Source organism: Streptomyces sp. NPDC020801 (assembly GCF_044334385.1).
GTDB lineage: Bacteria > Actinomycetota > Actinomycetes > Streptomycetales > Streptomycetaceae > Streptomyces.
Window position 1 is genome coordinate 165912 of sequence record NZ_JBIRST010000003.1, and the last position, 13961, is coordinate 179872.

A 13961-nucleotide genomic window follows, 5' to 3' on the forward strand; every position below is an offset into this window, starting at 1 on the left:
GCGCCCGCCGGCCTCGGGGGAAGCCGGCGGCCACCGTCAGCCGCCCTGCTCGCAGTCGTCGAGCCAGGCCACGAAGGAGACGGGGTCGGGGGCGGCCCCGTCGGCCTTTCTGATCTCCTCGTAGACGACCCGTGCCAGCTCCGGCCGGCCCCGCGCCACCCGGCCCGCCGGGCCGTCGCCCCGGGCCCCCAGCGCGGTCAGCAGGTCCGCCCACAGGGACGGCTCCGCCGCCTCCCCGGCCCGCAGAGCCGTCGCGGCCAGCGCCACCGCTCCCGCGGTGTCCCCGCGGACGTGCAGCGCGCGTACGCCCCCGGTCCGCGCGGTGAGAGCGGACGTCCCGGCGAACGCTCCGGCGAACTCCTCAATGCCGCGCGGGTCGCTGAGCCGCGTCCGGTACAGCGTGGTCAGCGTGTCCAGCCGGGGCACCTCGGGGTCCGGGCGGAGTTCGGGCGGGGTGGGGGGCACTCGGGCCGGCGGGCGCGGCCATACGCCCACCAGGCTCTTCACCGAGGTCGCGTCCGGCGCCAGATGGTGCAGGCGCCAGCTCATCGCATGGTGGTCGGCGGCTTCCCCGGCCATCACGTCCACCGGTCCCCCACGCTGCGGCTGCCCCCACCCTGCGACCGTCTCGCTCAGCCGGTCGACCGTACGCCTGCCCAGGTGCGTGAGTCCGGGGTGGCGGCCCATCTCCGGGAGCACCCGCAGGAGCTGCCGCCGCCACAGGGCGTACTCGAAGTGGGCCGCCCGGCTGTCCTCGCCCGTGGCGCGGGAGCTCAGCGCCCGGCCCCGCCAGAAGCGCGCCACGCCCGTGAAGGCGTAGACGCCCTGGAGCAGGCCGCGCAGGGGCCGCGGATCGTCGCGCCAGGGGGCGTAGCACAGGCTGGTGTCGCCCGCCTCGTACAGCGGGTACAGGTGCATGAGCGCGCCCAGCTTGCTGTGCTGGATCTCGTGGGCCAGCACGGCGGCGAGCTGGACGGCGTCGGGCGGTCGGGAGGAGGCGAGCCGGCCGACACCGTCCCCCGAGGTGGCGCTGACCGGCCGCTCCGTGCCGGGGGCCGGCAACGGCTCGACGCTGCGCAGGAGAACGGCGATGTCGGTGGCCGCCTGGGGGTCCGTCTCGGCGAGCAGTGCGGCCGCCTCGTGCAGCAGGGCCGCCCATGCACCGGCCTCGGCGTCGTCGAGCGGCTCGGGCGGCGCGGCGGCCTGGGACGCGCCGATGCGGTGACAGCCGAGGTCGTCGAGGAGAACCGGGGTCCGGGCGCCGTCCAGCGGCAGGGAGACGGTGCGGGCCGGTTCCCAGCCCGGGGCCGGTTCGTCCCACGGCGCGGCCACGCGGCGGCTGCGCCGGCCGATGCGGAGGGTCAACTCGCCCTCCACGCAGCTCACCAGCGCTGTCGACCACGGTTTCGGCGCGGCCGCCACGGCCCGGCCCAGACCGGGCAGCCAGAGGGCACCGTGGCGCACCGGCACCGCCAGCTCGAAGTCCAGCCCGGCCCGTACCGCCGAGGCGGCCGCCAGCGCGTGGAAGTGTCCGGCCTCCACCCACAGCGGCACCTCGCCGCCGGGCCCGCCGCCGAGCCTGCGCAGCACCGCGGTGACCCACAGTCCGGTCTCCGGTGCCAGCAGCATCCCCTCGACGACGGCGCGGTCCCGGTCGTTCGCACGGAGCAGCAGGTCCCACGCGGTCCTCGCGGCGGGCAGCGGACCGCACGCCCGCGGCAGTTCCTGCATCAGGTCCAGGAAGAGATCCAGCAGGAGCAGGCGGTGGCTCCGCTCGCCGTCCCAGATCCGGGCGAGCGAGGCCGCGGTGCCGCCGCCGCCGGCCAGTGCGTCGAACTCCTCGGTGGTCAGCCCGTACCGGCCCACCGGGGCGAGCGCCCCGGGCAGGGGGTCAACGGGCATTGCCCGGACCTGAACGCCGACCGGAGTCCGCCACGCCCGGATCAGCTCTCGTCCCCGCCGAAGTTGACGTCCGGCTGGTCGAGTCCGCGCAGCAGCCGCTGCTTGTTCTCGGCTCGCTCGCGTCCGCTAATCGCGCGTAGCTGTTCAAGGGTCACTCCCCCGAGGTCAAGAAGGTCCGACTCGACAATGCTGTCGGCGTGTTCCATGGTGCCGTTGCCCTCCCAGCATCCGGGCCGATGCCGCCGCCGCCGACCCACGACTCTCCATAATGGCTCCGCCGCCCAGGGGCGGGAAGTCCGTGTCTCAGACATCCTTTCGAGCCACGGGCGCCGCGGAGGGGCCCGTGAGCAGGCACAAGGACGGCCCCCGCGGATACTCATCGTGCTTCCGCCAGCTCGCGCAGCGCGTCCCGGAACTCGGCGAGGGCGGCCGTGCCGCTGTCCACCATGTCCAGTGCCGCCTCGAGTTCGGCGAGCCCGCCGGGGAACTCCACACAGGTGTCGATGAGGTCCAGCAGCGCGGACCGGGTGATGCCGGACTGCGGGACGCTCACCGCGATGACCGCCGGCAGTTGCCGGATCAGGCGGGAGCGGCCGGCGGGCGCGGCCATCGCCGGCATCCGCTCCAGGATGTCGAGCAGCCGCCGGCGCTGCTCACGGGTGGGACGTGCCAGTGCGGGGGCGCCGGCGGGCGGGCCCGGCCGGCCGGCCGGCGAGCCCTGGCCGCGGGGGTGCGGGACGGTGGGGCGCGGGTGGGACCAGCGCTCGCCCTGTCCGTCCGGGCCCGCGTGCCAGAAGTAGGTGGGTGTCTGGTCCCGGCCGTCCCCGGCCGCCGTGGCACGGACACCGTCCCGCAGCGCGGCGGCGAACGCGCCCGGGCCGGCCGTCCGCCCGTCCGGGTGCGGCCCGGCGTCCAGCAGGCTGAGCGCGCGGGAGGTGAAGACGCCGAAGCCCCCGGTGGCGGTGTTGCGCGCGCTCTGCCCGGGTGCGCAGGCGAAGAAGGCGTGCTGTCCCGGCCGTTCGCGCAGGCGGCCCAGGGGAACGGGGTCGGGCCGCAGCGCGCCGTCGACCGCGGCGGAGTCGGCGAACACCTGGCAGGCGTCCACGAGCCAGAGCTGGTGGGGGAAGGACGGGATCAGGTCGGAGCGCCATGCGGTGAGCGCCGCGTCGAGATCCAGGCTGCGCAGGTCCTCCGCGACGGCGTCGGCGTACAGCAGCCGGCGTCCGCCGCGGGCATCGACCAGTCCGTGCCCGGACCAGGCGAGGAAGAACAACTCACCCTGGCAATTGGGGAGTTCGCGGAAGAGAACCTCGTGCACGGTGTCCCGCGTCGCGCGGCGGTACCCGGTCCCGAGCCCGTCCGCCGCCGCGGTGTTGCGGGGCAGCGGGGACAGCAGCAGCGTGATCCGCTCGGGCGGCAGTCCGCCGTCGAGGAGCCGCCGGGCGTAGCCGACGGCGTCGTGCACCGGTCCGTCCAGGTTCCACGCCGATCCGCCGGCGTACTGCTCCACACCGACGATCACGGCGTGTGCCGACTGCGCGAGATCCAGCATGGCAGGTACTTCCCCGCCGATCGCCGTACCGAATCCGTCGTTCGGCCGCCATCACGGCCGGCGGGCGCCCGCTTCCACGGCGGGCACCCGGGCCGGGCGCCGGTCCCTCAGTCCTCGCCCGGCGTCAGCGTGAGGGGGGTGCTGCTGCTGCAGTACCGCCGGCCGGCCGGGGTGGCACATCCCTCGCCCTCGAAGACGTGCCCGAGGTGCGACCCGCAGCAAGCACACCGCACCTCGGTGCGCACCATCCCGTGGGAGCGGTCCTGCGGCAGCTCCCACGGCGTCGGTGTCCTTCGGGTCGCAGAAGGACGGCCGGCCATCGCGCTTCGCGCATGCACGCTTCTCACCCGATCAGCGCGACGGACCGATCCGGAACAGTTGCATCGACAGCGATGAGGCTGAATCCCCCCGGTTGGCGCTGCTTGCCGAGCCCCTTGTCGGCCCCGGTCACCAGTGCCGTACGCCGTGGTGCGAGCTGCTCGGGCTCCGTCATCCACGGCTCCGTTCCTCGGTGGCCGGGGACGCCGTAGCCGGCTTGGCGGCGGCCGGCGCCGGCGGCGGGGTGATGCGCAGCCAGAACAGGCTGATGACCAGGGCCGCGCCGGCGACGACGGTGGAGAAGGCGAAGACGCCCGTGTACGCGTCGAGGTTCGTGCCGCCGTCCTGGAGGCGCTGCTGCATGATCTCCGCCAGAGCGGCGATGCCGAGCGCGCCGCCGAACTGCCGTGCGGTGGTGTTCATTCCACTGGCCGCGGCGAACCGGGTGGGCGGAGCGCTGAGCGCGGCCGCGGCCGACGTGCCCATCGTGGCCGCGCCCATGGCGATGCCGGCCAGGCATCCCGCGGGCAGCCAGAAGGTCAGGAACGAGGGGGTGCCGGTGAGTCCGAGGACCAGCCAGAGACCGCACGCCACGAAGGCCAGCAGCCCGGCCAGCGTGGCGACGCGGGGTCCTCCCAGTCGTGGGGCGAGCCGGCTCAGCGCCAGCGCGGCGACGGATGCCGCGACCGCGCCCGGTGTCATGGCGAAGCCCGCCTTCAGTTCGGAGTAGTGCCAGGAGCCGGTCAGGTAGAGCACGCTGACCAGCAGCCACGGGTACTGCGCCATGCCGTAGAGAAGCGAGACCACGTTCGTGACGGCGAAGGTGCGGTTGCCCAGCAGAGTGATTTCGAGGGCGGGTACCGGATGCTTCCTGGAGCGCAGCACGGCGACGACCGCGAGGGCGGCCCCGCCCACCACGCAGGCCAGGGTCCTGCCGTCCCACCAGCCCCAGGTGCCGCCTTCGGTGACTCCCAGGGTCATCGCGCCGACCGCGAGGGCGACCAGAAGGGTGCCCAGCGGGTCCGGGATCCGCCTCTCCTCCGAACCGGCGGCGCGGGGCAGCAGCCGGACGGCCACGAAGATCAGCAACAGACCGAAGGGGAGGTTGACGTAGAACACCGAGCGCCAGCCGAACAGGTCGACCAGGATGCCGCCGACACTGGGTCCGACCGCCGCGGCGAACGCCGAGGCCGCGCTCCACAGGCCGATCGACTTCACCCGTTGGTCCGCCGGCCCGTCGAGGAGCAGGATCGCCAGTGACGCCGGGATCATCGCCGCGGCACCGGCCCCCTGTACTGCACGGGTCGCGATGAGGACCGGGAGATTGGGCGCGATGCCGCACAGCAGCGAGGCCGCGGTGAAGATCCCGATGCCGAGAAGGAACAGTCGTTTCCGGCCCAGGACGTCCGACAGCCGCCCGGCCGGCACCAGGAGGGCCGCGAGCAGCACCGCGTAGGCGCTGATGACCCAGGAGAGGCCGGACAACGAGGCGGAGGAGAAGTCCTTGGCGAGATCCGGCACGGCCAGGTTGGTGACCGTGGAGTCGAGCATCGCGAGAAAGGTGCCCCCGGACGCCGTCAGCGTCACCGCGAGGTAGCCCTTCCGCTTGCGCGCCGGTTCGGATGTCGTCACTACGCAGTACTCCTGAGAACGCTGGATGGGGTAGGCCGGATCCGGCCTGTGGGCATGAGGGCCGCGCGGAGTCAGGCCTCGTCGCCGAGCTTGATCACCTTCTCGACCTGCTCGATCCGACTGCGGTCGAGGTCGTTTGCGATCTTCTCGTCCTGTTCCATGAGGGATTCGACGTCGTGATGCTCGTAGCCGATGACTCCCATCTCGGCGAACGCATGCCGCATCTTCCCGCCGAATATGCCGATGTCCTTGAGAGTCGGCACGATCCGGGAGAAGAGGTGGCTGCGGAAGGCACGGAAGTGCGCGGAGTTGCGCATGTACTCGATGCATTCATCCGAATCGATGTCGAGATTGCGCCAGACTTCTTCTCCGACGAACCGCTCCTGCATCAGGTAGCATGCCTCGATGCAGAACTCCTCACGCTCGTCCCGCTCCGCCTGGGTGAGTTCCGGGTAGTACTCGCGCAGCGCAAGCCGGCCGAATGCGACATGCCGGGCCTCATCCTGCATCACATAGGTGTTGAGCGCCTGGGCCAACGGCTCCGTGGCATTGTCCCGGATCAGTCCGAACGCCGCGAGCGCCAAACCCTCGATGAGAACCTGCATACCCAGGTATGTCATGTCCCAGCGTGCGTCGGAAATAACATCGTTGAGTATGGACTTGAGGCTGGGATTGATCGGGTAGGCCAGCTCCAACTTCTCTCTCAGGTAGCGCGAGTAGACCTCGACGTGACGGGCCTCGTCCATCACCTGGGTTGCCGCGTAGAACTTGGAGTCGAGATCGGGCACCGTGTGCACGATCTTCGAGGAGCAGATCAGCGCGCCCTGCTCACCGTGCAGGAATTGCGAGAACTGCCACGAGGCGAGGTGATGTCGAATGACGCCCTTTTCCTTCTTGCTGAGCTTGCTCCATACCCGGGACCCGTAGATGGCGATCGTCTGTTCCGGTACACCCATGGGGTTGTCGAGGTCGATGTCGATCGACCAGTCGAGTCGCTCGGCCGCGTCCCACTGTTTCTGCTTTCCCTTGTCGTACAGATTGAGCAGCCGGTCGCGACCTTCGTCGTATTCCCAATCGAATACCGTCGCCCCACCGCCGGGAACCTGCCACCGCGTCTGGTCGATCGGGAGTGCATAGATTCGTGTGCTCACGCGTTCCTCCAAACAGCGACAGCCCACGCACGCGGACACACAATGGTGCACGGGGCAGAGGAAGTACGCGCCAAGTCTGGCCTCTTCGCGGCTCCTCAGGCACTGGGGATAACCCTGGGCAGGGGGCAGGGTCGAGCAGCCTCGGTGGGGGCCCAATTCAGCCCAAATCATCCACATTCGGACGCTGTTGACCCTCTGACCGGCGGCGCTGCACCGCCGGCGCGGCTCGACGCAAACGAGGCACTCACAGTTGATCTACAGCACAGTCTTCACGAATCAGTCACTCACTCGACAAGTTCCGGTCAACATCTGCGTCCGACGCTCCAGAAAGGGTTGCCGAGGGCGGCAGGAAGCAGCCAGATTTTACGAGTCACGGGGGTGCGGTCCACGCCGACATGGATGTGCACCCATCGGCACGACGGGGGGATGATGGCACGCACCGACCGCAATACGCGCCAGTCCACTGTTTCACCCGACTCAGAAGTATGGGACACCGCACAATCTGCCCCCACTTCCTTACAGACAGAGAAACTCTTCGGCCGGCAGGACGCGTTGAACGTGCTGACCTGTACGCTCCGCCAGGTAGGGCCGCGGCAGCCGGTTGCCCGGCTTGTCAAAATAACGGGAGACCCGGGAATTGGCAAGACAGCGGTACTGGGAAGGTTCGCCAGTATCGCTCGTTCCGGAAACTCCCATGTATTCACCGGCAGAGTCGACCGACCCGACGAAGACGCAGCGTTCGGTCTGATTTCGGACGCGTTCGACGACCAGCATGATCTTGTGCACGCTGCCGTGGAGAGACTTCCGCCCCGGCAGCGCGAGGGGTTGAACACGGTCCTCCGGCCGACCCTGGGATTCGACCGGGAACGCATGGCGGACGCCGTGAAGTCCATGGCACAGACCGGCTTCCGCTCCGTATGTGAATTCCTGGAACAACTGGCCGTGCCCAGGCTGGTTCTCGTCCTTGACGATTGCCATGTCGCTGATGCGGCGTCCATTGAACTCCTGGCGAGTCTGTTGCGCAGACCACCGCAGGCTCCGGTGCTGTTCGTTCTCGCCTATCGGAATCGGCAGGCGACGTCACGGCTGCAGGCGGCCCTCCGCGGCCGGTCCGTGCAGATGGTCGTCGAGCATATACACCTGGAACCGCTTCTGGAAGAGGAAGCAGAGGAAATACTGACCGGTGAGGCCACCGCATTCAACCGGCGGCACCTGTACCGGGAGAGCCGCGGGAACCCGGGATATCTGAAGGCGCTCATTTCCGAACAACCGGTCTTCACCGCACGCGACGATCTGTCCCGGCTTACCCAGACGCCGCGCTTCGGCAACTATGCCCGGTACACCGAGGAGCTGGCCTCGCTGCGGCCCGAGATGAGGGAGGTCGCAGACGCCGCCGCGATCATCGGCCATGAGTTCGAAGCCGGGCTGCTCACGCAGATGCTGGGTCGGAACGAGACCGAAGTGCTGGGCACCATAGGCGAGTTGATCCGGCGGGACCTGGTCCACCCGGTCGTCCTCGGCCAGTACTTCGCCTTCCGGCACCCGGTGGTCCACCGGGCCATCTACAATCACAGCGAATTGAGCTGGCGCGTGGGCATGCACCTCCGCGTCGACGAGGCCTTGTGTACACGTGGCGCCTCGGCCGTCGAGCGCGCTCCGCATGTGGAGCACTGGATCCGGCACGGCGACCTCGCCGCCGTCGACCTGCTCGACGAAGCGGCCCGCTCCGTGGCCTACACCGATCCCGGCAGGGCCTCGGCCTGGCTCACCACCGCGCTGCGCGCCCTCCCGCAGCAGCCCCGCTTCGAGGCCCGACGGGCCAGGATGATGGTCCTGCTCGCGGAGGCCCGGGGGGCGACGGGCCAGCTGCGGGAGTGCCGCGATCTGATGCATGAGGCGCTGACCATCCTGCCCAGGAAGCCCGCCCCCCAGCACGCCGAAGCTGTGGCCTTCGTCGCGATGGTGCAACGGCTGCTCGGGGGCCGCGAGGAGACCGATGCCATGCTGCGCCTGGAGCTCGGTGCGCTCGGCAACGAGGACGCCCTGGTCCGTGCGTCACTGAAGTTCGAGATAGCCGCAGGGCAGCTGCACAGCGGTGATCCGCTGGGCTGCTACCAGTGGGCGCAGGAGGCGCTGGCCGTGGTGGAGCGGCACGGGCACCGTCCCCTGCAGGCATCGTGCCTCGGCCTGATGGCGATGGCGAACACCGCCAACGGGCGTACGGAGCTCGCCTACGAACTGCTCGGCCGGGCGACCGCGATCCTGGACGGGATGCTCGACAGCGAGCTCGCGCAGAGCCTGGACGCGGTGATGTGGATCGGCTGGAGCGAGGTGCTGCTCGAACGCTGGGACGAAGCACTGCGGCACTTCGAGAAGGGGGTCGGCTTCGCCGTCCGCAGCGGATACCGGTTGTTCCTGCCACATCTGCTGGCCGGCAAGGCGTTCGTCCTGCGCGACCGGGGCAAACTCACCGAGGCGCAGGTCGCCATCGAGCACGCGGTCTACCTCGCCGAGCGCACGGACAGCCCGGAGGAGCTCGTCAACGCCTACGCGGTGCGCGGATACGTGGACATCGCCCTCGGTCATCTCGACAGCGCGCTGCAGAACTCCTTCGCCGCCACACTGCAGCCCCGGCACTCGGCGACCGGTTGGAAGGAAGCGCTCGCCCTGCGGATCCTGGGTGAGGCCACGTTGCTCAACGGTGACCACGAGCGGTGCCTGGCCCTGGTCACCGACGCGGGCGGCCCGGACCTGCCGACCGCCGACGCCGGTTCCCGGGTCGCCTGGTACGAGTTGCTGGTCCGGGCGGACCTCGCCGCGGGCCGCCCGGGGCGGGCGGCGGAGTGGGCGCAGCGGGCCGTGCACGCGGCGAAAGTCCTCGACCAGCCCGGCCGTATGGCTCTGGCGACTCTGGCCGAGGCACAGGTGCTGCTGCGGCAGAGACCGGGGGCCGCACTGGCTCCCGCTCAGCACGCCGCGGCGGGCCTGGAGGAGGCGGGCCGGGTGATCGACGCGTTGCGCGCCCGTGTGGTCGTGGGCCTCGCCCTGTGCCAGGAGGGCCGGTTCGACGACGCGGCGAAGGAGTTGAAGGCGACCCAGCTGGCCTGCGAGCAGCTGGGCGCTTCCGCTGTGGCGCGCCAGGCGCGCGTCGAGCGCCGCAGGCTGGCCGCCCGTGCTCCCCATGCCAGGAGCACCGATCCGGAGAGCAGCGTGATCGCGCTGACCGGCCGGGAGCAGCAGATCGCCGCGCTCGTGAGCGGCGGGCTGACGAACCGGCTGATCGCCAAGCAGCTGCACATCGCGGAGAAGACCGTGGAGATGCACCTGTCCAACGTGTTCGCCAAGCTCGGGGTGTCGAACAGGGCGGCGGTCGCCGCAGCCGTGGCCCGCGAGGAGCCGGACTCCGGGTCCGACTCCGGGTCCGACTCCGCCTCAGCGCGGTGAGGTGACGGGGTCCAGCGGCTCGGACCCGACGGCCGGTCCGTCCTGCGCGGGGTGTTCGGCCGACAGGCCGCACAGCGGGCAGGACGGACCGGCCGCGTGGTCAGCCGGGCCGCCCTGCCCGTCGGGCACACCCATGCCCGGGCCCAGCGGAATCCCGGCGGTGACCCCGATGAACACCCGCAGTCGTGCGTTCAGTCCCTCAGGCATGTGCTCCATGTGATCAGCGACTCCTGTCGTGTCGGTCCTGTCACAGGGGAATGTTGCTGTGCTTCTTCGGCAACGGCGCGACGCGTTTGTTCCGCAGGGCCCGCAGCGCGTGGATCACTAAGATGCGTGTCTCGGACGGCGCGATGATGTCGTCGACGCAGCCGCGTTCGGCCGCGACATAGGGGCTGGTCAGCGTCTCCTCGTACTGTTCGCTGAGGGACCGCTCCAGCGCCGCGGGGTCCTCGGCCTCGGCGAGATCGCGGTGGAACAACAGGTCGACACCGCCGCGGGCACCCATCACTCCGATCTCCGCGGTGGGCCAGGCGAAACAGATGTCGGCGCCCAGCTCCTTCGAGCCCATCACCGCGTACCCTCCGCCGTACGCCCTGCGGGTGATGACGGTGATCTTGGGCACGGTGGACTCGATGTAGGCGAACCCGAGTTTGGCGCCGCGGCGGATGATCCCCCCGTACTCCTGAACCGTGCCCGGCAGGAAGCCGGGAACATCGACCAGGGTCAGGATCGGAATGCCGAAGGCGTCGCAGAACCGGACGAACCTGGCGGCCTTCTCCGCGGCGTCGATGTCGAGTGAACCGGCCAGGTGCATGGGCTGGTTGGCCACCACACCGATGCTGTGTCCCTCCACCCTGGCGAACCCGCACAGAATGTTCGGCGCGAACTCCGGATGCACTTCGAGCAGGTCGCCGTCGTCCACGAGCCGTTCGATCACCTGGTGCATGTCGTACGGCTGCTCGGAGGCGTCCGGGATCACCGAGTCCAGTTCGAGGTCCCCGGCCGTGCCCGCAGGATCTACGCGTGTGGGGTAACTCGGCGGCTCGTCCAGGTTGTTGCTCGGAAGATACGACAACAGGTCCTTGACGTAGGCGAGGGCGTCCTCCTCGTCGGCCGCCATGTAGTGCGCGTTGCCGGTGCGCCGGGCGTGGACGCTCGCCCCGCCGAGCTCTTCCAGGCCAACCGTCTCACCGGTCACCGAACGGATGACGTCGGGGCCGGTCACGAACATGTGCGAGGTCCGCTTGACCATGACGATGAAGTCCGTCGCGGCCGGCGTGTAGACCGCGCCGCCGGCGCACACCCCCATGATGACCGAGATCTGCGGGATCATTCCCGACGCGGTGACCACCCTCCTGGCCACCTGGCCGTACGCGGAGAGCGCCAGCACGCCCTCCTGGAGCCGGGCGCCGCTGGAGTCGTTCATGCCGATCACCGGGCAGCCGATCTGCATGGCGATGTCGAGGAGTTTGCCCACCTTCTCCCCGAACACCTCGCCGACGCTGCCGTTGAAGGAGGTCGCGTCCTGGGCGTACACGCACACCTGGCGGCCGTCGACGGTTCCCAGGCCGGTGATCACACCGTCGCCCATCGGGCGTCGGCTGTCGATGCCGAAGTTGGTCGAGCGATGACGGGCCATCGGGTCGGTCTCCATGAAGGAGCCGTCGTCCAGGAGCAGTTCGATGCGCTCGCGCGCGGTGAGCTTGCCCAGTACGTGCTGTCGGCGCGCCGCCCGCGGCGATCCCGGCTCGCGGGCCAGCCGCTGCCATTGCCTGAACCTCTCTATGCGCTCCGCGGTGGTGTGCCGCACAGCGGGTTCCACGTGAGGTGCGGGATCGGGCTGTGTCGTCATCCGGCCACCCCCGCCATGGTCTCGCTCGATCCGCCGTACGCCATGGCGAATTCGGTCACCTGCCGGCCGACCGTCAGCAGCTGCGTCTCGAACCGGCGGTCGGTCTCCGGGTCGGTCGAGGTCAGAGGATGCTCGGTCGTGTTCAGCGCGACGCCCAAGGGGGTCGGCCAGCCGCGCAGCGCGTGCACGATGGACCGCAGCGCGCACAGGGTGGTCCCGGCGGACTGCCACCCGGCGGCGGTGACCACGCAGCCGACCGCTCGCCCGTCGAGATAGGGCCGGGGGGCGTCGCTGAGGTCCTCCAGGTAGTCCAGCGCGTTCTTGATCAGCCCCGAGACGCCGCCGTGGTAGCTGGGGCTGGCCAGCAGCACTCCGTCCGCGCGGGCGAGGGCGTCGAGCAGTTCGAGGGTGGGCTCGCTGCGCTCCGTCTGCTGCGGCTGGAAGAGCGGCAGCACGCCGAGGGAGGCGGCATCGAAGAGACGAGTTCGGGCACCGGCCTGCGCGGCACCCCGCAGGGCCGTCGCCAGCGCCTTGTCCGTCGTCGATCCAGGTCGTCCCGTGCCGCCGATACCGACGACCAACGGCTTCAACTCACTCGACCACATGGCCAAGTCAATCCTCTCCCTTCCCGGCCGTGGCCGGCGGTTCAGCCGGCGCGCACACTGCGCGGACGCAGATCCGTCCACATCTCTTCGATGTGGGCGAGGCAGTCCTCCCTGCCGCCGGAGAACCCCTCGGCGCGCCAGCCGTCCGGGATCGGCAGCGACATGTCCCAGATCGAGTACTGCTCCTCCCCGTTGAGCACCACCGCGTAGCCGCCGGCCGCTGCCGGCGTGCTGATCCGATCCGCCATTGGTTGCCTCTCCCCCGCTACTTGCGGGTGTCCTTGACGATGCTGCCGCCCTTCATCACGAGGACGACACGGTCGGGATTGTCGAAGAGATCCGGCTCGGCGAGCGGGTCGAAGTCCACCGCGACGAGATCGGCGTACTTCCCCGCCTCGATCGAGCCGATCCTGTCCGCGACACGCATGATGGAGGCGTTCACGGAGGTGGCCGACATGATCGCCTCCCGGGCGCCGATGATCCTGGCCTTGAGGGCGATCTCCAGGCCCCGCCGGTTCTGGTTCGGGCCGATGAGGTCGGAGCCGGAGCCGATGGGGACGCCGGCCTCCCGGGCGGCCAGCAGCCCGTCGGTCATGCCCTGCATCGTGTCGCCGACGCGTTCGCGGATCTGCGGCGGCAGTCCGTGCTGTTCGAAGTTCTCGGTGAGGACCTGCGCGATGGACAGGGTCGGCACGAGGCCGACGTTGCCGGCCGCCATCATCGCGGCGGTCTCCTCGTCGATCCCGGTCCCGTGCTCGACACACTCCACGCCTGCTGCGACCGCGTTGCGGATGCCCGCGACGTTGTGCGCATGGACGGTGACATAGGTGTGCCGGGCCCGTGCCTCGCTGACGGCGGTGGCGATCTCCTCGATCGTGAACTGGGTGTCGTCCAGCGAGTCGGCGATGGACACCACTCCGCCGGTGACCGCCATCTTCAGGAAGCTCGCGCCCTGCCTGAAGCACTCCCGGGCGGCCTTGCGCACCTCGTCGCAGCCGTCGGAGATACGGCCCACGGCGGTCAGCCCGCGCACCCGGAAGTGAAAGGTCTCGTCCGGCGGCAGGAACGGCGAACCGAGGTGCCCATGCCCACCGCACTGCACCAGCGGGGACGCGGACGCCCAGATCCTGGGCCCGGGCACCAGCCCGCGGCCCACGGTGCGCAGCACTCCGTGGTCGATCCCGCCGCAGTCGCGGACCGTGGTGAACCCCGCTTCGAGGGTCTGGCGCAGGGTGCGGAAGATGTCCGCGGCCCGCTCGGCGACGGACAGTTCCATGTTGAGGACGGCCCGCATCTCGCTGGAGTGCCCGAGGTGGACATGGGCGTCGATGAGGCCGGGCAGCAGGGTCAGTCCGCTGAGGTCGACGAGGTCGGCGTCGCGCGCCGGTACCCGTACGTCCGTGGCGGCGATCCGTTCGCCGTCGATCAGTACCGAACCCCCGTGCACCGGGTCACCGCCCAGTCCGTCGACGACCGTGGCGCCGGTCAGCAGTTGAGGCATTGCC

General features: G+C 70.3%; 11 protein-coding genes and 2 pseudogenes. 2 read left to right on the top strand and 11 right to left on the bottom strand.

Annotated elements, in window-relative coordinates:
- Nucleotides 1-36 precede the first annotated feature (36 nt).
- The 6 genes and pseudogenes from ACH4UM_RS08210 to ACH4UM_RS08235 form a co-directional block, all read right to left on the bottom strand.
- Entirely contained in the window at nucleotides 37-1902 is a 1866-nt protein-coding gene (locus ACH4UM_RS08210; RefSeq protein ID WP_398175331.1) for an HEXXH motif domain-containing protein, read from the bottom strand.
- Nucleotides 1903-2278: 376 nt separating this feature from the next.
- Complete coding sequence (locus ACH4UM_RS08215) at nucleotides 2279-3454, bottom strand: hypothetical protein (RefSeq protein WP_398175333.1); 1176 nt, start codon at nucleotides 3452-3454, stop codon at nucleotides 2279-2281.
- A 107-nt stretch (nucleotides 3455-3561) separates the two neighbouring features.
- A pseudogene (locus ACH4UM_RS08220) lies at nucleotides 3562-3772 on the bottom strand (peptide-methionine (R)-S-oxide reductase); the annotation flags it as partial.
- A gap of 25 nt (nucleotides 3773-3797) precedes the next feature.
- Nucleotides 3798-3947, bottom strand: a complete 150-nt coding sequence (locus ACH4UM_RS08225; RefSeq protein WP_398175335.1) for a hypothetical protein — start codon at nucleotides 3945-3947, stop codon at nucleotides 3798-3800.
- A complete protein-coding gene (locus ACH4UM_RS08230; protein WP_398175337.1) occupies nucleotides 3944-5404 on the bottom strand; it encodes a DHA2 family efflux MFS transporter permease subunit in 1461 nt (486 codons plus the stop codon). The genes ACH4UM_RS08225 and ACH4UM_RS08230 overlap by 4 nt, the downstream gene beginning before the upstream one ends.
- 71 nt (nucleotides 5405-5475) lie before the next feature.
- Complete coding sequence (locus ACH4UM_RS08235; protein ID WP_398175339.1) at nucleotides 5476-6555, bottom strand: diiron oxygenase; 1080 nt, start codon at nucleotides 6553-6555, stop codon at nucleotides 5476-5478.
- Between the two features lie 429 nt (nucleotides 6556-6984).
- On the opposite strand from ACH4UM_RS08235, the pseudogene ACH4UM_RS08240 reads away from it, so the two are divergent.
- Together ACH4UM_RS08240 and ACH4UM_RS08245 are read left to right on the top strand one after the other, a co-directional pair.
- A pseudogene (locus ACH4UM_RS08240) lies at nucleotides 6985-7548 on the top strand (AAA family ATPase); the annotation flags it as partial.
- 24 nt (nucleotides 7549-7572) lie between these two features.
- On the top strand, nucleotides 7573-9999 hold the full coding sequence (locus tag ACH4UM_RS08245) for a LuxR C-terminal-related transcriptional regulator (RefSeq protein ID WP_398175901.1): 2427 nt from the start codon (nucleotides 7573-7575) through the stop codon (nucleotides 9997-9999).
- On the opposite strand, the gene ACH4UM_RS08250 is transcribed toward ACH4UM_RS08245, so the two are convergent.
- The 5 genes from ACH4UM_RS08250 to ACH4UM_RS08270 are packed head-to-tail and all read right to left on the bottom strand — an operon-like array spanning nucleotide 9988 to nucleotide 13957.
- Nucleotides 9988-10215 (bottom strand): hypothetical protein, encoded by a 228-nt coding sequence (locus tag ACH4UM_RS08250; protein WP_398175341.1) that lies wholly within the window; start codon nucleotides 10213-10215, stop codon nucleotides 9988-9990. The genes ACH4UM_RS08245 and ACH4UM_RS08250 overlap by 12 nt on opposite strands.
- Before the next feature lie 31 nt (nucleotides 10216-10246).
- Entirely contained in the window at nucleotides 10247-11851 is a 1605-nt protein-coding gene (locus ACH4UM_RS08255) for an acyl-CoA carboxylase subunit beta (RefSeq protein WP_398175343.1), read from the bottom strand.
- Nucleotides 11848-12456: an NADPH-dependent FMN reductase gene (locus ACH4UM_RS08260; RefSeq protein WP_398175903.1), complete on the bottom strand. Its 609-nt coding sequence runs from the start codon at nucleotides 12454-12456 to the stop codon at nucleotides 11848-11850. The genes ACH4UM_RS08255 and ACH4UM_RS08260 overlap by 4 nt, the downstream gene beginning before the upstream one ends.
- Nucleotides 12457-12497: 41 nt before the next feature.
- Nucleotides 12498-12704, bottom strand: coding sequence for an MbtH family protein (locus tag ACH4UM_RS08265; protein ID WP_398175345.1), 207 nt, complete (start codon nucleotides 12702-12704; stop codon nucleotides 12498-12500).
- A gap of 17 nt (nucleotides 12705-12721) precedes the next feature.
- On the bottom strand, nucleotides 12722-13957 hold the full coding sequence (locus ACH4UM_RS08270; protein ID WP_398175347.1) for an amidohydrolase family protein: 1236 nt from the start codon (nucleotides 13955-13957) through the stop codon (nucleotides 12722-12724).
- Nucleotides 13958-13961: the final 4 nt, after the last annotated feature.

What these genes read in the sequence shown, in the direction of transcription:
- ACH4UM_RS08210 (WP_398175331.1), bottom strand. Translation starts at nt 1,902, where the DNA reads ATGCCCGTTGACCCCCTGCCCGGGGCGCTCGCCCCGGTGGGCCGGTAC.
- ACH4UM_RS08215 (WP_398175333.1), bottom strand. Translation starts at nt 3,454, where the DNA reads ATGCTGGATCTCGCGCAGTCGGCACACGCCGTGATCGTCGGTGTGGAG.
- ACH4UM_RS08225 (WP_398175335.1), bottom strand. Translation starts at nt 3,947, where the DNA reads ATGACGGAGCCCGAGCAGCTCGCACCACGGCGTACGGCACTGGTGACC.
- ACH4UM_RS08250 (WP_398175341.1), bottom strand. Translation starts at nt 10,215, where the DNA reads ATGGAGCACATGCCTGAGGGACTGAACGCACGACTGCGGGTGTTCATC.
- ACH4UM_RS08255 (WP_398175343.1), bottom strand. Translation starts at nt 11,851, where the DNA reads ATGACGACACAGCCCGATCCCGCACCTCACGTGGAACCCGCTGTGCGG.
- ACH4UM_RS08260 (WP_398175903.1), bottom strand. Translation starts at nt 12,456, where the DNA reads ATGTGGTCGAGTGAGTTGAAGCCGTTGGTCGTCGGTATCGGCGGCACG.
- ACH4UM_RS08265 (WP_398175345.1), bottom strand. Translation starts at nt 12,704, where the DNA reads ATGGCGGATCGGATCAGCACGCCGGCAGCGGCCGGCGGCTACGCGGTG.
- ACH4UM_RS08270 (WP_398175347.1), bottom strand. Translation starts at nt 13,957, where the DNA reads ATGCCTCAACTGCTGACCGGCGCCACGGTCGTCGACGGACTGGGCGGT.